This is a genomic window from Paraburkholderia atlantica (assembly GCF_000092885.1).
Taxonomy (GTDB): Bacteria; Pseudomonadota; Gammaproteobacteria; order Burkholderiales; family Burkholderiaceae; genus Paraburkholderia; species Paraburkholderia atlantica.
In genome coordinates, this window is record NC_014117.1 from 3,042,769 (window position 1) to 3,066,625 (window position 23,857).

Here is a 23,857-nt window from a genome sequence, read left to right on the forward strand (position 1 = left end):
CGATCAGAACGTGAAGTCTTTCAACGCGTCGGGCATGCCCTCGGCGATCGCCGCCTGTTCCTTCGCGGCGTAAATCTGTGCATCCCACAGCTCGAAGTGACGGCCCATGCCGAGCAGCGTCACCTCTTTCTCCAGCGAGCCAGCCGCGCGCAACTCCGGCGACACGAGCACACGGCCTGCGCCGTCCATATCCACATCCATTGCATTGCCGAGAAAAATGCGTTTCCACCAGGCCGCGTTCATGGGCAGCTTGTCGACCTTGTCACGGAAGATTTCCCATTCGGGGCGCGGAAAGAGCAACAGGCAGCCGTCCGGGTGCTTGGTGATCGTCACCCGGCCCTCTGCCTGTGTTTGCAGCGCATCCCGATAACGAGAGGGAATCGACATCCGCCCTTTCGCATCGAGCGTCAGCGCCGACGCCCCTTGGAACACTTCGCTCTCCCCTATTGCGGTGCTGTTTGCGCCGCCCGCCCCGTCCGTGAAAATCTACCTGAAAGTGGTGTCGAGAACACACAAAAATACACTTTCTCACACTGTCTCCCACTTTAGAGTAACGCTAAACACGGGTCAAGGGAGCGGCCCGCTTTTCGGGCGGATTTTGTTTGTTAGAACAAGGACTTAGCGCGACTCCTTCACATCCCGTATAAAACGGAAAACCGTTATAAATGAAAGGGCTAGTGCAACTTGTGAAGGTGATACTTGAAAAGTGCGAGGAAACAGCGCGGAATGAAAGAGATCGTTAAGGGATTTTGAAAGGGAGAAGGCGGCGCCGCGGGGACGGATGACGAACGGCGCGTGCGGCGCCGTCCCACTTACGAATAGTGCGTTCAGCGATGGTCGAAGCGATACGTGCGGCGCTCCGGTCGGCGAAGCAAGGCCGGCGCAACGCTCATATGTAATAGGCGGTGCGCGTCATCACCTTCGACATCGCGCGCATCAGCGCGCGCGCCGGAAACGGCAACTCGATGCCTCCCGCGTCCATCGCGGCCTTGCCGTGCTGCGCTTCATCGACGCGCATCTGCTCGACGATCGCGCGCGATTCATGGTCCGTGGCGGGAAGCTGATCGAGATGACTGTCGAGATGCTGTTCGACCTGGCGCTCCGTCTCGGCCATGAAGCCAAGACTCACGCGATCGCCGAGACGTCCCGCGGCGAGACCGATCGCGAGTGCGCCGGTGTACCACACAGGATTGAGCAGACTCGGGCGCGAGTCGAGCGCCTCGAGGCGTTTGGCGGTCCACGCCAGATGATCTTCTTCTTCCGACGCAGCATGATCGAACATGGCTCGCAATGACGGGGAGTTGGTGGCGAGTTTCTGCGCCTGGTAAAGCGCCTGCGCGCACACTTCGCCGACGTGGTTCACCCGCATCAAGCCAGCCGCATGCGCGCGCTCCGCGGGCGAGAGTTCGGGCGCCTCGGTCGTCGCCGCGGACGCCTGCGGCAGCGGCAGCGGACGGGTCATCCGCGAGACCCCCGTCAGTGAGCGTAAACCCCGATCAAACTCGCCAATCAACTCGTCCAGCAACATAAAGCGCTCCCTGATTCGACAACCGCCGCATCTTTCCGGAAGGTCCGTGCGACAAGGCCTTGCGACGCGAAACCCGCGGTCCGACAGGCATCAATCCGCATGAAATGAGCGGTTAATTTCGGATTCTAGACCATGTTGCGTAAACGAAACAGCGGCCGTCCGGAGCGCCTCCTTTTTCTTTGTCCCATGTATGCCTTTTGTTACATTACGTGGCAACTTCTCGCGAAGTTGGACAAGCAAGGCTCAGCACTAACTAAATATCTCGCCTTGAACAAAAGATTCGTAATCCTTGGAGATCATTCGATGAAAAAGTCGCTTCTCGCTCTCGCAGCACTGGGCGCATTCGCAGGCGTCGCTCATGCGCAGAGCAGCGTGACCCTGTACGGCATCGTTGACGTTGGTATCAACATGAATACCAACGCAGGTGGCTTTCACAAGTACGACATGTCCAGCGGCGTCCTGCAAGGCTCGCGTTTCGGCCTGCGTGGCACGGAAGATCTGGGCGGCGGTCTGAAGGCGCTGTTCGTGTTGGAAAACGGCTTTGACTTGACCAACGGCAAGCTCGGCCAAGGCGGTCTGATGTTCGGTCGCCAGGCATATGTCGGTCTGTCGAGCAACTTCGGCACGGTCACGCTGGGTCGTCAGTACGATTCCGTCGTCGACTACGTGGGTCCGTTCGAATCCGGTGATCAGTGGGGCGGCTACATCGCCGCTCACCCGGGCGATATCGACAACTTCAACAACGCGTATCGCACGAACAACACGATCAAGTACACGAGCGCGAACTACAGCGGCCTGACGTTCGGCGGCACGTATAGCTTCGGCGGCACCGCTGGTGACTTCTCGCACAACCAGATCTGGTCGTTGGGCGCTGGCTATAACAATGGTCCGCTGGCATTGGGCGTTGGTTACCTGAACGCCCGTACGCCGGCAGCTTCGGGTGGCCTGTTCAACAACGGCGGCACGATCGCAACGAACACCCCGGCCACGGGTACTACTGCGGCTAGCTTCGCAGTCACGACCCCGATCTACGCTGGCTTCGCATCGGCCAACACGTACCAGGTCATCGGCGCGGGCGGTGCATACACGTTCGGCGCGGCAACCATCGGCCTGACGTACTCGAACATCCAGTTCGGCAACCTCGGCAAGACGTTCGCGTCGCCGTTCGCCGGCCAGAAGGCAACGTTCAACAACGGCGAAATCAACTTCAAGTATCAGTTGACCCCGGCACTGCTGGTCGGCGCAGCGTACGACTACACGCGCGGCGAGCAGATCGAAGGCAACTCGCGTGCTCAGTACCATCAGGGCGCCCTGGGTGTGGACTACTTCCTGTCGAAGCGTACCGACGTGTACCTGGTCGGCGTGTACCAGCACGCTCTGGGCGACACGGTCAACACGGCGGGCCAAGTGGTCGCAGCAACGGCCGCCATCAACGGCCTGACCGGTTCGACGACCAACAACCAGTTCACGGCTCGCGTTGGTATCCGCCACAAGTTCTAATAAGTCGTAAAAAAGCAGTTTGTCTCAAAGGCGCCTTCGGGCGCCTTTTTTTATGCGCGGGTTTTGGTGGCACAAAAAAAGCCCGGCGCACTTTCGTGCGCCGGGCTTCTGTTCTTCGCTCGCTTAAGCCCTGCCGTCGCGCAATTCACGGCGCAGGATCTTGCCGACGTTGCTCTTCGGCAGCTCGGTGCGGAATTCGACGACCTTCGGTCGCTTGTAGCCGGTCAGTTGCGTTTTGCAGTACGCGAAGATCTGTTCGTCGGTCAGCGACGGATCCTTCTTGACGACGAACAGCTTCACGGCCTCGCCCGAATGCTGATCGGGCACGCCGACCGCCGCGACTTCGAACACGCCCGGCAGCTTTGCGACGACGTCCTCGACTTCATTCGGATACACGTTGAAGCCGGACACCAGAATCATGTCCTTCTTGCGATCGACAATCTTCACGAAGCCGTCCGCACTCATGATGCCGACGTCGCCCGATTTGAAGAAGCCGTCCGCCGTCATCACCTTTGCGGTTTCGTCGGGCCGGTTCCAGTAGCCCGCCATCAACTGCGGGCCGCGGATGCAGATCTCGCCTGCCTGGCCGGGCGGCACTTCGTTGCCTGCGTCGTCGCGGATCGAGATCTCGGTCGACGGCAGCGGCAGGCCGATCGTGCCGCTGTATTCAGTGACGGTGACGGGGTTGCAGGTCACGCACGGCGACGTTTCCGACAGCCCATAGCCTTCGACGATCGGCGTGCGCGTCCGCTCGAACCAGCGCTTCGCGACCGCCTCCTGCACCGCCATGCCGCCGGCGTTCGCGGTCAGCAGCTTCGAGAAGTCGAGCTTGTGGAAGTCGGGGCTGTTCAACATCGCGTTGTACAACGTATTGACGGCGGGAATCGTCGTGATCGCATAACCCTCGAGCGACTTGATCATGCCGGCGATATCACGCGGATTCGGAATCAGCACGCCGAGACCGCCTGTGCGGATCGTCAGCAGCCCGCACACGGTCAGCGCGAACACGTGATACAGCGGCAGCGCGACGACCGTGATGAATTGGTCGATATCGGTGCGGTTTGCGCGCACCGGATTGAGCCAGACCTCCGACTGCAGCACGTTCGCGATCAGGTTCCGGTGCAGCAGCGTCGCGCCCTTGGCAACGCCGGTTGTGCCGCCCGTGTATTGCAGAAATGCGATATCGTCAGGCCCCTGCTTGACCGGCTTGAAAGTCTGGCGCGCGCCCTCCGAGACCGCGTCGTTGAACTTGACGTGTCCGGGCAGGCTCCACGCCGGCACCATCTTCTTGACCTTGCGCACGACGAAGTTCACGAGCGGGCCTTTGATGCCCATCAGGTCGCCCATCGCCGCGACGAGAACGTGCTTGACCGGCGTATTGCGCACGATTGCCTGCAAGGTCCCCGCGAAATTCTCGAGCAGGATGATCGCTTCAGCGCCGCTATCCTTCAATTGGTGTTCGAGTTCGCGCGGTGTATACAGTGGATTCACATTCACAACCACATAGCCCGCGCGCAGAATCGCGGCAATTGCGACCGGATACTGCAGCACGTTCGGCATCATGATCGCGATACGCGCGCCGCGCGCGAGCCCCTTCGACTGCAGCCACGTCGCAAGATTGCGCGAAAGCTCGTCGAGTTCACCGTAGCTGATCTGCTTGCCCATGCACACGAACGCCGGCTTCGCGCGGTGTTCGCGAAAGGCTTCCTCGAGCAACTCGGCCACCGACGAATAGCGTGTCGGGTCGATCTCTGCGGGAACGCCGGGCGGATAAGATTTCAGCCAGATTTTCTCCATGCAGCGTCTCCTGAATTATTTTCGAATGATCGTGCTAAAAACGCATCGTAGCATGGGCATATTGCGGCCAATGGCCAAAGCGATGGGGTTAGACGGCAACCTCGAACTTGCGAGGCTTGCCATCGGCTTCAAGGTGCGGTGCGGCTTTCAGGCCGGCTCGACTTCGACGAGACAGTCGTAAAACGTCGCGGAACCGCCGAGATCGGTGAGCGCCTGGCTCGTCAACTGATTGGCGTTGCGGCCGTCCGGCGCGAGCTTCTTCCACCAGATCGATAACCCGACGACGAGGCCTTCGCGCGCCCGGTCCGTCACGCGCGCGCGCGCCTGCATCGAGCCGCGGTCGTTGAAGATGCGCACCTGATCGCCGTCGCCGATGCCGCGCGCGCGTGCGTCGGCAGGGTGGATATCCAGATGCGGTTCGCCTTCCGTCGCGCGCAGACTCTCGATGTTCACGAAGGTGCTGTTCAGGAAGTTGCGCGCGGGAGGTGAAATCATCGCGAGCGGATAGCGGGCCGCCAGTTCGGGCGCACCGTCTGCGGATTCGTAGGGTGGCAGGTAGTCCGGCAGCGGGTCGAGGCCCTGTTGCGCAAGCCGCTCGCTGTAGAACTCGCACTTGCCGGACGGCGTGCGAAAACCGCCGTCGGCAAATGGCGCGTCGGGCAGATTGAGACGAGCCCAGCCCGCTTGCTTCAGCATCGGCCAGTCGACACCGTCGAGCGTCTTGTCTTCCCAGCGAAATGCGGCTTGCGCGACAGCTTCGTCGCTGTCGAAGAGTGACGGTTCCGTCAGGCCCATGTGGCGCGCGAGGCCGCGGAAGATCTCGGTATTCGGGCGTGCGTCGCCGAACGGCGCGATGGCGGGCAGGTTGACCATCACGTGCGTGTGGCCGTATGACTTGTGCACGTCGAGATGCTCGAGCTGGGTCGTGGCGGGCAGCAGCAGGTCGGCGTAATCCGCGGTGTCGGTCTGGAAATGCTCGAGTACGATTGTGAACAGATCCTCGCGCGCAAAGCCGGCCGCGACGCGTTCTGAGTCCGGCGCGACCGCGACCGGATTCGAGTTGTAGACGACGATCGCCTCGACCTTGGGGCCGAACGTCGCGTCGCCCGGATGCAGCAGCGCGTCGCCGATCGCATTCATATTGATCACGCGGCTCGGCTTCGATGGCCAGCCCGGCATCAGGTCGGGACGCTGCAACGCGTGCGAGTCGACCGGCGCCCAACCGCTCGACGACAACAGCGCCCCGCCCGCGCGCTCACGCCATGCGCCGGTCAGCGACGGCAGACACGCGATCGCGCGCACCGCATTGCCGCCGCCGCGCACCCGCTGCAGACCGTAGTTCAAGCGGATCGCGGCTTTCTTCGTGCTGGCGTAAAGTCGCGCAAGATCAGCGATTTCCTGTTCTTCAACGCCACAAATTTCACTAACGCGCGACAGTGGATAGCTGAGCGCCCGCTCCTTCAGGTCAGCGAAGCCCAGCGTGTGCGCCGCGATGTATTCGTGGTCGAGCAGGTCCTCGTTGATCAGCAGGTTCATGACGCCCAGCGCGAGAGCTCCGTCGGTTCCGGGCTTTAGTGCGATGTGCTGGTGGCATTTCTCCGCGGTCAGCGAGCGATACGGGTCGATTGCGATCAGCCGGGCGCCGCGACGCTTGGCTTCCTGCGCACGCGTCCAGAAATGCAGATTCGATGCGATCGGGTTGGCTCCCCAGATCAGGATCACCTCGCTCTCGGCGAAAAACTCGGTGTGCATACCGACGCCGGCGCCATACGTGTATTTCAGGCCAGCTGCGCCGGCAGCCGCACAAATCGTTCGATCCAACTGCGATGCGCCGAGCTTGTGGAAAAAGCGTTGCGCGATGCTATCGCCTTGCACCAAGCCCATCGTACCCGCGTAGCTGTAAGGCAGAATCGCTTCCGGCGCGCGATGGGCAATTTCGCCGAGGCGGCTTGCGGCAAGGTCGAAAGCTTCGTCCCAACTGATTGGCGCGAAGCGGCCCTCGCCCTTGCGGCCCACACGCTTCATCGGCGTCGTCAGTCGGTTCGAATGATATACACGCTCCGCGTAGCGGCTGACCTTCGTGCACAGCACGCCCTGAGTCGGCGGATGGTCGGGATCGCCGGCGACCTTGATCGCCCGTCCGTTGTCGACGGTCACGCGCATCGCGCAGGTGTCTGGGCAATCGTGCGGGCATACGGCGCGCGCGAATTCGGTCGGGGCGTTCATCGGCGAGGTGTCCTGGCGAGCAGTAAGCGGTCGGGCAATATGGAATTTTATTACGTCAATGGGCCGCGAACCCGGGTGGTGCCTCCAAAATTGCCTTCGGCGTAGAATGAATTATCCGCAGTGCCCGGGCCGACGCGGTCCGCGGCTATCTCATGCTCGTCGAGCACAAACGCATAATCACTCCATCATGAAACTCATCCCCGAAATTCAGGCCGCTCGCGGCGAAATCCAGACCCTTCGACGAACCATCCATGCCCACCCGGAACTGCGCTACGAAGAGACGGCGACCGCTGATCTCGTCGCGCGTTCGCTCGAGGCTTGGGGCATCGAGATCCACCGTGGTTTAGGCAAGACGGGCGTGGTCGGCGTATTGAAGCGCGGGAACGGCTCGCGCGCGATTGGTTTGCGCGCCGACATGGATGCGCTCCCGATCCAGGAGCTCAACAGCTTCGATCATCGTTCGACGAACGACGGCAAGATGCACGCGTGCGGGCATGATGGACATACGGCGATGCTGCTCGGTGCCGCGCACTACCTGGCCAAACACGGTGATTTCGACGGCACGATCGTGTTCATTTTCCAACCGGCCGAAGAAGGCGGCGCCGGCGCGAAGGCGATGATCGACGACGGCCTGTTCACCAAATTTCCGGTGGACGCCGTGTTCGGCATTCACAACTGGCCGGGCATGCCAGCGGGCCACTTCGGCGTGACCGAAGGCCCGATCATGGCATCGAGCAATGAATTTCGCATCGAAATCAAAGGCGTCGGCTCGCATGCGGCGCTACCACACAATGGCCGCGACCCGGTCTTTACGGCGGTGCAAATTGCCAGCGGGCTGCAAAGCATCATCACGCGAAACAAAAAGCCGCTGGATACCGCGGTGTTATCGATTACGCAAATACATGCCGGCGATGCGGTCAATGTCGTGCCGAACGACGCTTGGATCGCGGGAACCGTGCGGACCTTCACTACAGAAACGCTCGACCTGATCGAGACACGCATGCGCAAGATCGCGCAGAGTACCGCCGATGCATACGATTGCTCCGTTCAGATCCAGTTCCACCGGAACTATCCGCCCACGATCAACAGCAGCGAGGAAGCGCGTTTTGCGGCGTCGGTCATGAAGGAGGTCGTTGGCGCTGAAAATGTCGATGATGCAGTTGAACCGACCATGGGCGCCGAGGATTTTTCGTTCATGCTGCTGGCGAAACCGGGTTGCTATGCGTTTTTGGGCAACGGCGATGGCGGCCACCGCGAAGCCGGCCACGGCGCGGGCCCTTGCATGCTGCACAACGCGAGTTATGACTTTAACGACGAGCTATTGCCGGTGGGGTCGACGTATTGGGTTCGACTGGCGCAGAAGTTTCTGGCGCAGGGGAAGTAGGAGGATGAGAAGCATTGAGGCGGGTCGAGGTTTCGCTTGCTTCAATGCTGTTTGTTAATTTCGACGCGTAAACGCAAAAACCCCACCGCTGGGGGTGGGGTTTCTGGCTTTGGGGGAGCCTGACGATTACCTACTTTCACACGGGCAATCCGCACTATCATCGGCGTGGAGTCGTTTCACGGTCCTGTTCGGGATGGGAAGGGGTGGGACCGACTCGCTATGGTCATCAGGCATGACGGGTTGCTGCGTCGCTCTCAGGTTGGGGTCAACCCGGCGCCACAGCCAATCGGGAAGAAGCGTAAAGGATTCGTGTGTGGGGTTGTGTTGTTTCTGGCACAACACCGATCTCAACCGGCATGTCTTCATCCCCTTCGGGGATCGGACACCCGTAAGCGCTGAAGCGCTGACGGTTGTCGAGACACACCTGTTATAGGATCAAGCCTTACGGGCAATTAGTATCAGTTAGCTCAGTACATTACTGTACGTGCACACCTGACCTATCAACGTCCTGGTCTTGAACGACCCTTCAAGGGGCTCGAAGCCCCGGGGATATCTCATCTTAAGGCGAGTTTCCCGCTTAGATGCTTTCAGCGGTTATCTCTTCCGAACATAGCTACCCGGCGATGCCACTGGCGTGACAACCGGTACACCAGAGGTTCGTCCACTCCGGTCCTCTCGTACTAGGAGCAGCCCCCTTCAAATATCCAGCGCCCACGGCAGATAGGGACCAAACTGTCTCACGACGTTTTAAACCCAGCTCACGTACCTCTTTAAATGGCGAACAGCCATACCCTTGGGACCGGCTACAGCCCCAGGATGAGATGAGCCGACATCGAGGTGCCAAACACCGCCGTCGATATGAACTCTTGGGCGGTATCAGCCTGTTATCCCCAGAGTACCTTTTATCCGTTGAGCGATGGCCCTTCCATACAGAACCACCGGATCACTATGACCTGCTTTCGCACCTGTTCGACTTGTCAGTCTCACAGTCAAGCACGCTTATGCCATTGCACTATCAGCACGATTTCCGACCGTACCTAGCGTACCTTCGTACTCCTCCGTTACACTTTGGGAGGAGACCGCCCCAGTCAAACTGCCTACCATGCACTGTCCCCGATCCGGATTACGGACCAAGGTTAGAACCTCAAACAGATCAGGGTGGTATTTCAAGGACGGCTCCACGCAAACTGGCGTTCACGCTTCATAGCCTCCCACCTATCCTACACAGACCGGTTCAAAGTCCAATGCAAAGCTACAGTAAAGGTTCATGGGGTCTTTCCGTCTAGCCGCGGGGAGATTGCATCATCACAAACACTTCAACTTCGCTGAGTCTCGGGAGGAGACAGTGTGGCCATCGTTACGCCATTCGTGCAGGTCGGAACTTACCCGACAAGGAATTTCGCTACCTTAGGACCGTTATAGTTACGGCCGCCGTTTACCGGGACTTCAATCAGGAGCTTGCACCCCATCATTTAATCTTCCGGCACCGGGCAGGCGTCACACCCTATACGTCCACTTTCGTGTTTGCAGAGTGCTGTGTTTTTATTAAACAGTCGCAGCCACCAGTTTATTGCAACCCTTTCACCCTTCTGGCGCAGGCCAGTCAAGCTACCAGGGCGTACCTTATCCCGAAGTTACGGTACCAATTTGCCGAGTTCCTTCTCCCGAGTTCTCTCAAGCGCCTTAGAATACTCATCTCGCCCACCTGTGTCGGTTTGCGGTACGGTCACTGTGAAACTGAAGCTTAGAGGCTTTTCCTGGAACCCCTTCCAGTTGCTTCGCTTCCGAAGAAGCTCGCGCCACACCCTTGAGTCCTGTGCCCGGATTTGCCAGGGCACCCTCTCCAATGCAGCGACCGGGACTTCCAACACCCGGACAACCTTCCGCGATCCGTCCCCCCATCGCATTTCACAATGGTGCAGAAATATTAATCTGCTTCCCATCAGCTACGCATTTCTGCCTCGCCTTAGGGGCCGACTCACCCTACGCCGATGAACGTTGCGTAGGAAACCTTGGGCTTACGGCGAGGGGGCCTTTCACCCCCTTTATCGCTACTCATGTCAGCATTCGCACTTCCGATACCTCCAGCACACTTTCCAGTGCACCTTCGCAGGCTTACGGAACGCTCTCCTACCATGCACATTAATGTGCATCCGCAGCTTCGGTATATGGCTTAGCCCCGTTACATCTTCCGCGCAGGACGACTCGATCAGTGAGCTATTACGCTTTCTTTAAAGGGTGGCTGCTTCTAAGCCAACCTCCTGACTGTTTTAGCCTTCCCACTTCGTTTCCCACTTAGCCATATTTGGGGACCTTAGCTGGCGGTCTGGGTTGTTTCCCTCTTGACACCGGACGTTAGCACCCGATGTCTGTCTCCCGTGATTGCACTCTTCGGTATTCGGAGTTTGCTATGGCGAAGTAATCCGCAATGGACCCCACAACCATGACAGTGCTCTACCCCCGAAGGTGATACACGAGGCACTACCTAAATAGTTTTCGGAGAGAACCAGCTATTTCCAGGTTTGTTTAGCCTTTCACCCCTATCCACAGCTCATCCCCTAACTTTTCAACGTTAGTGGGTTCGGTCCTCCAGCACGTGTTACCGTGCCTTCAACCTGGCCATGGATAGATCACCTGGTTTCGGGTCTACACCCAGCGACTGGACGCCCTGTTCGGACTCGCTTTCGCTACGCCTGCCCTAATCGGTTAAGCTCGCCACTGAATGTAAGTCGCTGACCCATTATACAAAAGGTACGCCGTCACCCCTTACGAGGCTCCGACTGTTTGTATGCATGCGGTTTCAGGATCTGTTTCACTCCCCTCCCGGGGTTCTTTTTCGCCTTTCCCTCACGGTACTGGTTCACTATCGGTCGATCACGAGTATTTAGCCTTGGAGGATGGTCCCCCCATCTTCAGACAGGATTTCACGTGTCCCGCCCTACTTGTCGTACACCCAGTTCTTTCCCGCTGTTTTCGTCTACAGGGCTATCACCTGCTATGGCCGCACTTTCCAGAGCGTTCGACTAACAATGAGAATAAAGAGTACAGGCTGATCCCATTTCGCTCGCCACTACTTTGGGAATCTCGGTTGATTTCTTTTCCTGCGGTTACTTAGATGTTTCAGTTCACCGCGTTCGCTTCACATGACCTATGGATTCAGTCATGGATACTCCATTAGGAGTGGGTTTCCCCATTCGGACATCTCCGGATCAAAGCTCGTTTGCCAGCTCCCCGGAGCTTTTCGCAGGCTACCGCGTCCTTCATCGCCTGTGATCGCCAAGGCATCCACCACATGCACTTGTTCGCTTGACCCTATAACGGGTGTGTCTCAATGATTGCTCACCGCAGATCACATGCCGCTACAGGTTGAGTATTCGTGTTGCGCCGTATTCCAAAGGCAATCTCTCGATTCCCTTAAAATACATCGATACAATCACAACCCTGATTCACCTACTCACGCACCCATCTCCAGGTACGCTTTCGTGAATCTCTTTACTACTTCTTCCTGATTGTTAAAGAACGACAGCCGATATCACGATTTGATCGTGTACCGCTCTGACTGGCTCAATCGCCAATGCGCAACGCTCTGCCTTCATGCAGAACCCTGCGCATTGAGGATTGGTGGAGGATGACGGGATCGAACCGACGACCCCCTGCTTGCAAAGCAGGTGCTCTCCCAGCTGAGCTAATCCCCCAGTCTCACACAACACACACTCCAGAGGTTTCACCCGACCAGCTCACCAGACAAGACAGTGGTGGGTCTGGATGGATTCGAACCATCGACCCCCGCCTTATCAAGACGGTGCTCTAACCGACTGAGCTACAGACCCCTGAGTCTGTCTGCGTTGCTTCTACCAAACTACAGCCGATAAGCGTGAGCACTTGAGTGCAAAGGAATGCATAGCTCTGGAAAGGAGGTGATCCAGCCGCACCTTCCGATACGGCTACCTTGTTACGACTTCACCCCAGTCATGAATCCTACCGTGGTGACCGTCCTCCTTGCGGTTAGACTAGCCACTTCTGGTAAAACCCACTCCCATGGTGTGACGGGCGGTGTGTACAAGACCCGGGAACGTATTCACCGCGGCATGCTGATCCGCGATTACTAGCGATTCCAGCTTCACGCACTCGAGTTGCAGAGTGCGATCCGGACTACGATCGGTTTTCTGGGATTGGCTCCACCTCGCGGCTTGGCAACCCTCTGTTCCGACCATTGTATGACGTGTGAAGCCCTACCCATAAGGGCCATGAGGACTTGACGTCATCCCCACCTTCCTCCGGTTTGTCACCGGCAGTCTCCCTGGAGTGCTCTTGCGTAGCAACTAGGGACAAGGGTTGCGCTCGTTGCGGGACTTAACCCAACATCTCACGACACGAGCTGACGACAGCCATGCAGCACCTGTGTGATGGCTCCCTTTCGGGCACTCCCAGCTCTCACCAGGATTCCATCCATGTCAAGGGTAGGTAAGGTTTTTCGCGTTGCATCGAATTAATCCACATCATCCACCGCTTGTGCGGGTCCCCGTCAATTCCTTTGAGTTTTAATCTTGCGACCGTACTCCCCAGGCGGTCAACTTCACGCGTTAGCTACGTTACCAAGCCAATGAAGGCCCGACAACCAGTTGACATCGTTTAGGGCGTGGACTACCAGGGTATCTAATCCTGTTTGCTCCCCACGCTTTCGTGCATGAGCGTCAGTATTGGCCCAGGGGGCTGCCTTCGCCATCGGTGTTCCTCCACATCTCTACGCATTTCACTGCTACACGTGGAATTCCACCCCCCTCTGCCATACTCCAGCGCTGCAGTCACCAATGCAGTTCCCAGGTTAAGCCCGGGGATTTCACATCGGTCTTACAGCACCGCCTGCGCACGCTTTACGCCCAGTAATTCCGATTAACGCTCGCACCCTACGTATTACCGCGGCTGCTGGCACGTAGTTAGCCGGTGCTTATTCTTCCGGTACCGTCATCCCCCCGGGGTATTAACCCAGAGGTTTTCTTTCCGGACAAAAGTGCTTTACAACCCGAAGGCCTTCTTCACACACGCGGCATTGCTGGATCAGGCTTGCGCCCATTGTCCAAAATTCCCCACTGCTGCCTCCCGTAGGAGTCTGGGCCGTGTCTCAGTCCCAGTGTGGCTGGTCGTCCTCTCAGACCAGCTACAGATCGTCGGCTTGGTAGGCCTTTACCCCACCAACTACCTAATCTGCCATCGGCCGCCCCTTGAGCGCGAGGTCCCGAAAGATCCCCCGCTTTCCTCCACAGAGCGTATGCGGTATTAATCCGGCTTTCGCCGGGCTATCCCCCACTCCAGGACACGTTCCGATGTATTACTCACCCGTTCGCCACTCGCCACCAGACCGAAGTCCGTGCTGCCGTTCGACTTGCATGTGTAAGGCATGCCGCCAGCGTTCAATCTGAGCCAGGATCAAACTCTTCAGTTCAAACCTGTTACTGTTTTCGGTTCAGTTACGAACCGGTCGCTCACTCAACGTACTGACGATGATTGATCCGTCTTTCGACAGACAAACCTTCCTCTAATACTGTGTGAGGCTTCTGATACTTTTGCCTTGCGGCAGACTCCGAAGAATCCGCCACCGCATTCCGCATCAAGCGCCCACACTTATCGGCTGTTAGTTTTTAAAGATCGATCCGCCCAACCCGCAGCACCAGAACCACCACTACCCGGCACCGCTTCGTTTGCGTCGCTGCGTCTGCAGCAGAGAAACGAGATTATGGAGAACTTCCGCCGGATCGTCAACAGGTTTTTATCACTTGCTTAACCTGCCCACGCCGCCGGAGCCCTCGCCAGCAAAGGCTTCCCGCTTCCCCGCGCCCGGAGCACGAAAGAGCGGAATTCTAGTCGCCGCCATCCCGACTTGCAAGCGATATTTTGACAAGCGTATTAACGGTGTTTGAAAACCGGTTTGCGCTTCTCTACGAACGCGGCCATGCCTTCTTTCTGGTCTTCGGTGCCAAAGAGCGAATGGAACAGGCGACGCTCAAAATGCACGCCCTCCGCGAGCGTCGTTTCATAGGCTCGATTGACCGACTCCTTGACCATCATCACCGCCGGCAGCGGGAATTCCGCAATGGTGGCGGCCGCGCCAACCGCTTCGTCAAGCAGCGATGCAGCCGGAATCACGCGCGAAACCAGTCCGGCGCGCTCCGCTTCGGCGGCATCCATGAAACGGGCGGTCAAACAGAGGTCCATCGCCTTCGCTTTTGACACTGCCCGCGGCAAGCGCTGCGTGCCGCCCGCCCCCGGCATGATCCCGAGCTTGATTTCCGGCTGACCGAACTTCGCCGTGTCGGCGGCGAAAATGATGTCGCACATCATCGCCAGTTCGCAGCCGCCGCCGAGCGCGAAGCCTGCCACCGCAGCAATGATCGGCTTACGGATCGAGCGAACCGCTTCCCAGTTGCGCGTGATGTAGTCACCCTTGTAGACATCCATATAGGTGTAAGACGCCATCATGCCGATATCCGCGCCGGCCGCGAACGCTTTCTCGCTGCCCGTCACGACGATTGCGCCAATCGCCTCGTCGGCATCGAACTCCCGCAACGCGGCACCCAGTTCGTCCATCAGCGCGTCGTTCAATGCATTTAGCGCCTTCGGACGATTGAGCGTAATCAGTCCAACCCGCCCCCGCGTCTCAACCAGAATGTTTTCGTAAGCCATGCCACCTCCATAAGGGTTTATCGCACGCGAAAAACGCTTCGCGCATCGTTCGCAGTGATGCTACCATTCCCCAACCAACCGGTCGGTCAATTATTTGACAGGTTTTCCCCCAACATACAGCCGAGCCCCTTTGCCATGACACATCCGCTATTCACCAAGCACGAAGACACGCTGCACAAAGCGCTCGCCGCGCTCGAGACGCGCGGCTACTGGAGCCCGTTCGCCGAGATGCCCAGTCCGAAAGTGTACGGGGAAACAGCCAACGCGGATGGCGAAGCCGCGTTCAAGGCGCATCTAGACAAGGCGTTCGACCTGGACCAACCGTCGACCGGGGAGACAGTCGGCGCGGAAGTCTCGCCGTTCGGCTTCCCGCTCGGCGTGCGTTACCCGAAAGCCGATCCGAACGCGCTTATCGCCGCATCCACGGCGGCGCAACGCGAGTGGCGCGCGGCCGGCCCGCAGGCATGGATCGGCGTTAGTCTCGATATCCTCGCGCGTCTGAATCGCGCCAGCTTCGAACTCGGCTACAGCGTTATGCACACGACTGGCCAGGCGTTCATGATGGCCTTCCAGGCAGGCGGCCCGCACGCGCAGGATCGCGCGCTCGAAGCGGTCGCGTATGCGTGGGATCAGCTGCGCCGTATTCCCGCCGATGCGCACTGGGAAAAACCGCAAGGCAAAAACCCGCCGCTCGCGATGCATAAGCGCTACACCGTCGTGCCGCGCGGCATCGGTCTCGTGCTCGGCTGCTGCACATTCCCGACGTGGAACGGCTATCCGGGCCTGTTCGCCGACCTGGCCACCGGCAACACGGTAATCGTCAAGCCGCATCCGGGCGCAATCCTGCCGCTCGCGCTGACCGTGCGCATCGCGCGTGACGTATTGCGCGAAGCGGGCTTCGACCCGAACGTCGTCACGCTGCTGGCCACCGACCCGAACGACGGCGCCCTCGTCCAGCAACTAGCCCAACGCCCCGAGATCAAATTGATCGACTTCACGGGCAGCACCCAGAACGGCACCTGGCTCGAGCGCAACGCACACCAGGCGCAGGTCTACACCGAAAAGGCCGGCGTCAACCAGATCGTCATCGACTCGGTCGACGACATCAAGGCGGCCGCCCGCAACATCGCGTTCTCGCTGGCGCTGTACTCGGGCCAGATGTGCACCGCACCGCAAAACATCTATGTGCCGCGCGGAGGCATTCGCACCGCAGATGGCACACTCAGCTTTGACGGTGTGGCCCAGGCACTTGCCGGTGCGGTACAAAAGCTCGTCGCCGATCCGGCCCGCGCGGTCGAACTGCTCGGCGCGATCCAGAACGATGGTGTCATGCAGCGCATCGACGAAGCCGCCAAACTTGGCCACGTTCTGGTCGCGAGCCAGACGCTCGAACATCCAGCCTTTGCGGGCGCTCGCGTGCGCACACCGCTGGTACTGCAACTCGACGCCGCGACCGACCACGCCCAGTTCACGAAAGAATGGTTCGGGCCGATCTCGTTCGTCATCGCGACGGACTCGACCGCACAGTCGCTCGACCTCGCTGGCGACATTGCCGCTGAGCATGGCGCGCTGACGTTGGCGGTCTACAGCACGGACGCCGCGGTGCTCGACGCCGCGCACGAAGCGTCGATTCGCGGCGGTGTCGCGCTGTCGATCAACCTGACCGGTGGCGTGTTCGTCAACCAGTCAGCGGCGTTTTCGGACTTTCACGGCACCGGCGCCAACCCGGCTGCCAATGCCGCGCTGGCCGACGCCGCTTTCGTCGCCAACCGCTTCCGTGTCGTTCAAAGCCGCGTTCATGTTGAACCGAAAACGGCGCCGGCAGTAGCTGGCTGAACGGCACAAGACACGGCTTCAACACAACGCACGACCTCGTCCTATGCCATTCGGCGGATGGACCGGGTCGTGCGCTCTGACTAATATCAGACATCGAGTCGGCATCACCCGCCGACACTAGCCGAGCCACCGTGCCCATCGGCCAAAGAGAGTTTGAGGAGACACACCATGTCATACGAAGCGATCCGGCTGGACATCGACTCATCGAGCCACGTCGCCACCATCACGTTGAGTCGCCCGGACAAGCTCAACAGCTTCACGCGCGCGATGCATCAGGAACTCGGCGCGGCGCTCGATCAGGTCGAAAAGTCCGGCGCCCGTGCGCTCGTGTTCACCGGCGCCGGTCGCGGCTTCTGCGCCGGCCAGGATCTCGCCGACCTCGATTTCACGCCAGGCGGCATGACCGACCTGGGCGCCGTGATCGATGAATATTTCAATCCGTTGATCCGCCGTCTGCAGGCGCTGCCGTTTCCGGTTATCGCGGCGGTCAATGGCACGGCCGCCGGTGCGGGCGCCAATCTGGCGTTCGCGTGCGACCTGGTGCTCGCGGCTCGCTCCGCGAGTTTCATCCAGGCGTTCGTGAAGATCGGCCTCGTCCCGGATTCGGGCGGCACGTGGTTTCTGCCGCAGCGCGTTGGCATGGCACGCGCGCTCGGCCTGGCGATCACCGGTGACAAGCTCAGCGCCGACAAGGCCGAAAGCTGGGGTTTGATCTGGCAAGTGCTCGACGACGCCGAACTGGCTCCGGCAGCGGCAAAGCTCGCGGCCCAGCTTGCCCAGCAACCGACGCGCGCGATCGCGGCGATCAAACAGGCGATGCGTGCCGGCACGACCCATACGCTCGACCGGCAACTCGATCTCGAGCGCGATCTGCAGCGCGAACTGGGCGCCTCGCACGATTACGCGGAAGGCGTGCAGGCATTTATCGAACAACGCGCGCCGCGCTTCGAGGGACGTTGAGATGTCGACACAAACCACCCGCCCCGACCAGATGACGGCAGACGAACTCGCCCGCGCGACAGCCGCTGCAATGTACGAAAACGACGCCTGCAGCCGCGCGCTCGGGCTCGAGATTCTCGAAGTGCGCCCCGGCTATGCGCGGCTGCGCATGGCGGTGCGCGACGACTTTCTGAACGGCCATCAGATCTGCCATGGCGGCCTGATCTTCACGCTCGCCGATTCGACTTTCGCGTTCGCCTGTAACACCTACAACATCAACACGGTCGCGGCGGGCTGCTCGATAGAGTATCTGCGGCCAGTCTACGGCGGCGACGTGTTGAGCGCCGAAGGGGTCGAGCAGACGTTGAACGGGCGCACTGGAATCTACGATATTCGCGTGACGAATCGCGCCGGCGAGACAGTCGCAATGTTTCGCGGCAAGTCGGCGCAAATCAAGGGTAACCTGATTCCCAACGGCGACTAACAATTAGCGGCGGCACGCCATCATCGCCCACGCGGAAAGCTGTCCGCGTGGCGCTCTGGCGCCAACGCGTCACATATCAGACTTAGATACTGAGCCAGCAAGGAGACATTCGATGAGCACCGCTATTCCGCTCGATCCGATCGAGACCGCCAGCCGCGACGAGCTCGCCGCGCTCCAACTTGAACGGCTCAAATGGTCGCTCACCCATGCGTATGAAAATTCGCCGGTGTATCGGCGCAAGTTCGACGAAGCCGGCGTCCATCCGGGCGATGTCAAGTCGCTCGCGGACCTCGCGCGGTTTCCATTCACGACGAAAAAGGACTTGCGCGACAACTATCCGTTCGGGATGTTCGCCGTGCCGCAAGAGCAGATTTCGCGAATCCATGCATCGTCCGGGACGACCGGCAAGCCGACCGTCGTCGGCTATACGGCGCGCGACATCGATACGTGGGCGGACCTCGTCGCCCGTTCGGTGCGCGCCGCCGGCGCGAAGCGCGGCGACAAGGTGCACGTGAGCTACGGCTACGGCCTCTTCACGGGCGGCCTCGGCGCGCATTACGGCGCCGAGCGCGCGGGGCTCACCGTGATTCCGTTCGGCGGTGGCCAAACCGAAAAGCAGGTGCAGCTGATCCAGGATTTCCGGCCTGACATCATCATGGTGACGCCGAGCTACATGCTGTCGATCGCCGACGAATTCGAACGCCAGGGTATCGACCCGGCCAGCTGCTCATTGCGCATCGGCATCTTCGGCGCTGAGCCGTGGACCAACGACATGCGCGAGGCGATCGAAAAACGCATGGGTATCGACGCGGTCGACATCTACGGTCTGTCCGAAGTGATGGGCCCCGGTGTCGCCTCGGAGTGCGTCGAGACCAAAGACGGCCCGACGATCTGGGAAGATCATTTCTATCCCGAGATCATCGACCCCGAAACGGGCGAGGTGCTGCCCGATGGCGAACTCGGCGAGCTCGTGTTCACGTCGCTGACGAAAGAAGCGCTGCCGATCATCCGCTACCGCACGCGCGATCTCACGCGCCTGCTGCCGGGCACCGCTCGCACGATGCGGCGCATCGAAAAGATCACGGGCCGCTCGGACGACATGATGATCGTGCGCGGCGTCAACGTGTTCCCGACGCAGATCGAAGAACTGTTGCTCAAGCAGCGCGCGCTCGCGCCGCACTATCAGATCGTGCTGACGAAGGAAGGGCCGCTCGACGTGTTGACGCTGAACGTCGAACCGTGCCCCGAAAGCGCGCCGGATACCTCGGCGCTAACCGCCGCGAAAAACGCGCTGGCTTACGACATCAAGGCGCTGATTGGCGTGAGCGCCGTGGTAAACGTGCTGGCGGTGAATGGAATCGAGCGCTCGGTGGGCAAGGCGCGGCGCGTGGTGGACAAGCGCAAGTCGGGCCTCTAAGTCGGGAAAGAGGCAACGGGAAACGACGCGCAGCGTACGAGCCCAACAAACAAACGGCGTCACGCACGGACCTGATCCACACGTGACGCCGATTTCAACGACATCTATTGAAGGCTTCGCGGCAGCCTCAAACCCGCCTCACGAAAGCCGCTGCAACTCAAGCGGCGGTCACGCTTCCGTCACCGCCCCACCGCCTCACGAATTCGGCAGCAGCAACCACATCCTGCCGCCCTGCTTCATCTTGCCAGCCAGATCACCGGCATCGTCGCCGAGGCCCCAGAAATAGTCGGCGCGCACGCCACCTTTGATCGCGGTGCCAGTGTCCTGCGCGAACACGAGGCGGTTCATCGGCGAATTCGTCAACGGCCGCGTGGTCTGCAGGAACACCGGCGTGCCGAGCGGAATCGCGCTTGGATCGACCGCGATCGAGCGCTCCGGCGTCAACGGCACGCCGAGCGCGCCGATCGGACCGTCCGCGCCGCCGCTCGGCATACTTTCGGCGGAAGGCATCTCGCGGAAAAACACGAAGCGAGGATTGGTATCGAGCAGGCCATCGACGCGCGTCGGATTCGCACGCGCCCAGGCCTTGATGCCCTGCATCGTCGCCTGCGCAGGCGTGATCTCGCCATGATCGAGCAGCCAGCGCCCGATCGACTTGTACGGCTGATTGTTGGTCCCGCCAAAGCCGACGCGCATCACGCTGCCGTCTTCCATCACGATGCGCCCCGAGCCTTGCACCTGCAGAAAGAAGGCTTCAATCGGATCGTCGACCCACACGAGTTCGTTGCCGCTGAGCGCGCCCGAGCGTTCGAGCTGCGCGCGCGCCGGCAATGGCGCCCCCGCGCGATAGCCGGCGGGCCAGCGGTACAGCGCCGTCTGATACACGCCGTGCCGCGTGCGCGAGCCCCGCAGCAAGGGTTCGTAGTAACCGGTGACCAGACCGTCGAGCGTGCCGTCGCTATTCGCAAGCTGAAACGGCGTGAAGTAGGCTTCGAAGAAGGCGCGCGCGCCGGTGACGTCGAGATCGTCGATTTGAGCGGCCGCCGCGCATGCACGCGACCAGTTCGGCTGACGCGCGAGCCTCGTGCAGTTTTGCCGCAATGCGGCGGTCGCGCCGATCAGCGAATCGTCCTGCCAGCCCGGCACCTGCTGCCACGCAACCGCGGTCAGGCGCGCCGACGCGATCTGGCCGGGGATGATTGCCGCGCCGCTCGGCGGTGAAGGCCGGATCGCGCCACCGCCACCGCAGGAGGCAAGCAATACTGCAACCGACAGTGCTCCGAGCCACGCGCCGGCCCTGCGGACAAAACGCATACAATGTTCGTTCTTGATGGAAACCGCCATGTCTGATCTGTTCGACGAATACCCGATGCTCATCTTCGCGCTGGAATCGCTTGTCGCGCTATTCCTGCTCGTCTTTATCGTTGTGTGGACGTCGTCCGGCAAGAAAAGAGCGGGACGTGCCGGGTCGGCTGAACGGTCCAAACAGCAAAAGCCGCAGTGACCGTGGCCTGCGGGCTGCACGCAGAACCGCGCAAGCCTTCATGCATCAAGCACTCACCCGAGCGCTCATCCAACCAGCCACTCAACTGCCCGCTGCGTCGCGCGCCATACGAACTCCTTAAAGACCGCGCAGTACCGCGCCGGTTCAATGCAACGTTCGCGGCATGCGCAATACGAACTCGGGCACCGGCGCCTCGAAGCGCTCGCCATCCTCCGCCACGCAGAAGTAATCGCCTCGCATCGTGCCGACCGGCGTCGCGATCACTGCCCAACTCGTGTATTCGAAATGCTCGCCCGGTTTGAGCAGCGGCTGATGACCGACCACGCCCAGGCCTTTGACTTCCTGCACGGTGTTTTCGCTGTCGGTGATGATCCAGTGACGCGCGATCAACTGTGCAGGCACCTGGCCGCTGTTACGGATGGTCAGCGTGTAGGCAAAGGCGTACTGGCGACGCTCCGGGTCCGATTCTTCGGGCAGGTATTGCACCTGCGCCGAGACGCTGAATTCGTACTGGCTCATCCTGATTCCGATCTGATCAAACGGGGTGTGAAAAATCGTGGAAGGCCCCGAACGCCAATGGTCTGCGGGTGCAGCGGCGATGCGGCGCTCATGGAGTGGCATTCTGCTTGATGCGCGGCATGGCCGCAACCGAACACGCGTTTTGGCCAGGGGCGTCTAAGACGCCGGGACACGGCCGCTTTGCGGCGCCGCCTCTCGATGCCGTTTTTGCGCCGGCGCTTTGCGTCGTTTCATCGCGCGATTCCGCCATGCCAACCGCGGCCAGCGCGCCGGTCCGCGCGCGCAAAAACGGTAAAATGGCGCTTTCCCGCTTGCATCCGCCTCCCGTCATGACGCAATTTCGCATCGCCCCCAGCATTCTCTCCGCCGATTTCGCCCGTCTGGGTGAAGAGGTCCGCAACGTCGTCGCCGCCGGCGCCGACTGGATCCACTTCGACGTGATGGACAACCACTACGTGCCGAATCTGACCATCGGCCCGCTCGTTTGCGAAGCGATCCGCCCGCACGTCGACGTGCCGATCGACGTGCACCTGATGGTGCGCCCCGTCGACCGCATCGTGCCGGACTTCGCGAAAGCCGGCGCGAACCTGATCAGCTTTCACCCGGAAGCGTCGGAGCACATCGACCGCACACTGTCGCTGATCCGCGACCACGGCTGCAAGGCCGGCCTCGTGTTCAATCCGGCGACGTCGCTGAACTATCTCGATCACGTGATGGACAAGGTCGACCTCGTGCTGATCATGTCGGTCAACCCGGGCTTCGGCGGCCAGTCGTTCATCCCCGAGGCGCTCAACAAGCTGCGCGAAGCGCGCAAGCGCATCGACGCCTACAACGAGCGCACCGGCCGCGACATTCACCTCGAAGTGGACGGCGGCGTGAAGGTCGACAACATCGCGGAAATCGCGGCGGCCGGCGCGGACACGTTCGTGGCCGGCTCGGCGATCTTCGGCCAGCCCGATCACAAGGTCGTGATCGACAAGATGCGCGCCGCCCTCGCCACCGTCCAGCGCTGATCCGACGATGACTGCTCCGTACCCCGCCCCGTCCTTCACCGGTCCGCGCCTCGAAGCCGCGATCATCGACCTCGACGGCACGATGATCGACACCGCCGACGACTTCACCGCCGGCCTGAACGGCATGCTTGCTCAGCTCGACGCGGAAGAAACGACGCGCGAGGAAGTGGTCGGCTATGTCGGCAAAGGTTCGGAGCATCTGATCCGCAGCGTGCTCGCGCCGCGCTTCGAAACCGAACATGCGCAAGAGCGCTTCGACGAAGCGCTCGCGATCTATCAGGCCGAGTACGCGAAGATCAATGGCGTGCACACGCGGCTTTACCCGGACGTCGAAGCCGGGCTGCGCGCGATGCGCGACGCGGGCCTGAAACTCGCCTGCGTGACCAACAAGCCGCACCGCTTCGCGCTCGAATTGCTGCAGCAATACGGACTCGCACAGTATTTCAGCGTCGTGCTCGGCGGCGACAGTCTCGCGAAAAAGAAACCAGACCCGCTGCCGATGCTGACCGCCGCCGCGCAACTCGGCGTCGAGCCGAGCGCCACGGTCGCGATCGGCGACTCGGAAAACGACGCGCTGGCGGGCCGCGCGGCCGGCATGGCGACGCTGACCGTGCCCTACGGCTACAACCACGGCCAAGCTATACAAACAATAAAATCCGATGGTATAGTTGCCTCGCTGCTCGACGCCGCCAAGGCGATCGCAGCGCACCAATCCACGACTTAACAGTCCTTCATCCTCATGTTTCTGAATAAAAAACGGAGTCTGATTAGCATCGACCGGGGAGCCTGGCCCTGGCGTCGCTGGTCGCGCTAACCTCGCCTGAGGTACGCTGAAGCTTGTCTTCGGCAACCGTTTTTTACTTCGCTGCGCTTACGCGCTTTTTCCATCGTTCTATATTTGCGCTGCTGCATCGGCTGCTTGAGCCTGCGCGTACCCGCAAGGTGCCGTTGCTGCTCACCCGCACCGCTCGCACGCGCCGATGGAAGACCCGCGCCGGTCGGTATCATCGTGTCGAGAACGTCGACCCA

General features: G+C 60.5%; 16 protein-coding genes, 2 tRNA genes and 3 rRNA genes. 9 read left to right on the forward strand and 12 right to left on the reverse strand.

The genetic code is table 11. The features are described 5' to 3' along the window. Positions 1-3: 3 nt before the first annotated feature. Positions 4-432, reverse strand: coding sequence for a division/cell wall cluster transcriptional repressor MraZ (gene mraZ / locus BC1002_RS13675; RefSeq protein ID WP_013090620.1), 429 nt, complete (start codon positions 430-432; stop codon positions 4-6). Between the two features lie 457 nt (positions 433-889). After that, a complete protein-coding gene (gene coq7, locus BC1002_RS13680; RefSeq protein ID WP_013090621.1) occupies positions 890-1,528 on the reverse strand; it encodes a 2-polyprenyl-3-methyl-6-methoxy-1,4-benzoquinone monooxygenase in 639 nt (212 codons plus the stop codon). Between the two features lie 303 nt (positions 1,529-1,831). Here coq7 and BC1002_RS13685 point away from each other — a divergent pair, with 303 nt between their 5' ends. Continuing rightward, the gene (locus BC1002_RS13685) at positions 1,832-3,028 is read left to right on the forward strand and encodes a porin (protein WP_013090622.1); all 1,197 of its coding nucleotides are present in this window, start codon (positions 1,832-1,834) and stop codon (positions 3,026-3,028) included. A gap of 123 nt (positions 3,029-3,151) precedes the next feature. On the opposite strand, the gene BC1002_RS13690 is transcribed toward BC1002_RS13685, so the two are convergent. Then, positions 3,152-4,825 carry a long-chain fatty acid--CoA ligase gene (locus BC1002_RS13690; RefSeq protein ID WP_013090623.1) on the reverse strand — a complete coding sequence of 558 codons (1,674 nt, stop codon included), beginning with the start codon at positions 4,823-4,825 and terminating at the stop codon, positions 3,152-3,154. A 147-nt stretch (positions 4,826-4,972) separates the two neighbouring features. Further along, entirely contained in the window at positions 4,973-7,051 is a 2,079-nt protein-coding gene (locus BC1002_RS13700; RefSeq protein ID WP_013090624.1) for a molybdopterin-containing oxidoreductase family protein, read from the reverse strand. Positions 7,052-7,238: 187 nt separating this feature from the next. On the opposite strand from BC1002_RS13700, the gene BC1002_RS13705 reads away from it, so the two are divergent. After that, a complete protein-coding gene (locus tag BC1002_RS13705; RefSeq protein ID WP_013090625.1) occupies positions 7,239-8,435 on the forward strand; it encodes a M20 aminoacylase family protein in 1,197 nt (398 codons plus the stop codon). A gap of 117 nt (positions 8,436-8,552) precedes the next feature. On the opposite strand, the gene rrf is transcribed toward BC1002_RS13705, so the two are convergent. The 6 genes from rrf to BC1002_RS13735 form a co-directional block, all read right to left on the reverse strand. Further along, positions 8,553-8,666 (reverse strand): 5S ribosomal RNA (rrf, locus tag BC1002_RS13710). A 200-nt stretch (positions 8,667-8,866) separates the two neighbouring features. After that, positions 8,867-11,747 (reverse strand): 23S ribosomal RNA (locus BC1002_RS13715). A 307-nt stretch (positions 11,748-12,054) separates the two neighbouring features. Then, positions 12,055-12,130: transfer RNA gene (locus BC1002_RS13720), tRNA-Ala, on the reverse strand. A gap of 58 nt (positions 12,131-12,188) precedes the next feature. Beyond that, positions 12,189-12,265 (reverse strand) — tRNA-Ile (locus tag BC1002_RS13725). Between the two features lie 80 nt (positions 12,266-12,345). Next, positions 12,346-13,878, reverse strand: a 16S ribosomal RNA gene (locus BC1002_RS13730). The 16S, 23S and 5S rRNA genes sit together here with 2 tRNA genes alongside, the layout of an rRNA operon. 461 nt (positions 13,879-14,339) lie before the next feature. Beyond that, entirely contained in the window at positions 14,340-15,116 is a 777-nt protein-coding gene (locus BC1002_RS13735) for an enoyl-CoA hydratase (RefSeq protein ID WP_013090626.1), read from the reverse strand. A gap of 135 nt (positions 15,117-15,251) precedes the next feature. Here BC1002_RS13735 and paaN point away from each other — a divergent pair, with 135 nt between their 5' ends. From paaN to paaK, 4 genes are all read left to right on the forward strand, one after another. Continuing rightward, positions 15,252-16,952: a phenylacetic acid degradation protein PaaN gene (paaN, locus tag BC1002_RS13740; protein WP_013090627.1), complete on the forward strand. Its 1,701-nt coding sequence runs from the start codon at positions 15,252-15,254 to the stop codon at positions 16,950-16,952. Positions 16,953-17,120: 168 nt separating this feature from the next. Then, positions 17,121-17,912 (forward strand): 2-(1,2-epoxy-1,2-dihydrophenyl)acetyl-CoA isomerase PaaG, encoded by a 792-nt coding sequence (paaG, locus tag BC1002_RS13745; RefSeq protein ID WP_013090628.1) that lies wholly within the window; start codon positions 17,121-17,123, stop codon positions 17,910-17,912. Position 17,913: 1 nt separating this feature from the next. After that, positions 17,914-18,375 carry a hydroxyphenylacetyl-CoA thioesterase PaaI gene (gene paaI, locus BC1002_RS13750; RefSeq protein WP_013090629.1) on the forward strand — a complete coding sequence of 154 codons (462 nt, stop codon included), beginning with the start codon at positions 17,914-17,916 and terminating at the stop codon, positions 18,373-18,375. A gap of 112 nt (positions 18,376-18,487) precedes the next feature. After that, positions 18,488-19,792 (forward strand): phenylacetate--CoA ligase PaaK, encoded by a 1,305-nt coding sequence (gene paaK / locus BC1002_RS13755; RefSeq protein WP_013090630.1) that lies wholly within the window; start codon positions 18,488-18,490, stop codon positions 19,790-19,792. Between the two features lie 195 nt (positions 19,793-19,987). Here paaK and mltA read toward each other — a convergent pair whose 3' ends face one another. After that, a complete protein-coding gene (gene mltA, locus BC1002_RS13760; RefSeq protein WP_013090631.1) occupies positions 19,988-21,106 on the reverse strand; it encodes a murein transglycosylase A in 1,119 nt (372 codons plus the stop codon). A 28-nt stretch (positions 21,107-21,134) separates the two neighbouring features. Between mltA and BC1002_RS38440 the strand changes: the two genes are divergently transcribed. Next, positions 21,135-21,296 carry a hypothetical protein gene (locus tag BC1002_RS38440; RefSeq protein WP_013090632.1) on the forward strand — a complete coding sequence of 54 codons (162 nt, stop codon included), beginning with the start codon at positions 21,135-21,137 and terminating at the stop codon, positions 21,294-21,296. Positions 21,297-21,440: 144 nt separating this feature from the next. Here BC1002_RS38440 and apaG read toward each other — a convergent pair whose 3' ends face one another. Then, positions 21,441-21,815: a Co2+/Mg2+ efflux protein ApaG gene (apaG, locus tag BC1002_RS13770; RefSeq protein ID WP_013090633.1), complete on the reverse strand. Its 375-nt coding sequence runs from the start codon at positions 21,813-21,815 to the stop codon at positions 21,441-21,443. A 329-nt stretch (positions 21,816-22,144) separates the two neighbouring features. Here apaG and rpe point away from each other — a divergent pair, with 329 nt between their 5' ends. Both rpe and BC1002_RS13780 read left to right on the forward strand, forming a co-directional pair. After that, entirely contained in the window at positions 22,145-22,828 is a 684-nt protein-coding gene (gene rpe / locus BC1002_RS13775) for a ribulose-phosphate 3-epimerase (RefSeq protein WP_026228348.1), read from the forward strand. Positions 22,829-22,835: 7 nt separating this feature from the next. After that, the gene (locus BC1002_RS13780; RefSeq protein ID WP_013090635.1) at positions 22,836-23,552 is read left to right on the forward strand and encodes a phosphoglycolate phosphatase; all 717 of its coding nucleotides are present in this window, start codon (positions 22,836-22,838) and stop codon (positions 23,550-23,552) included. Positions 23,553-23,857: the final 305 nt, after the last annotated feature.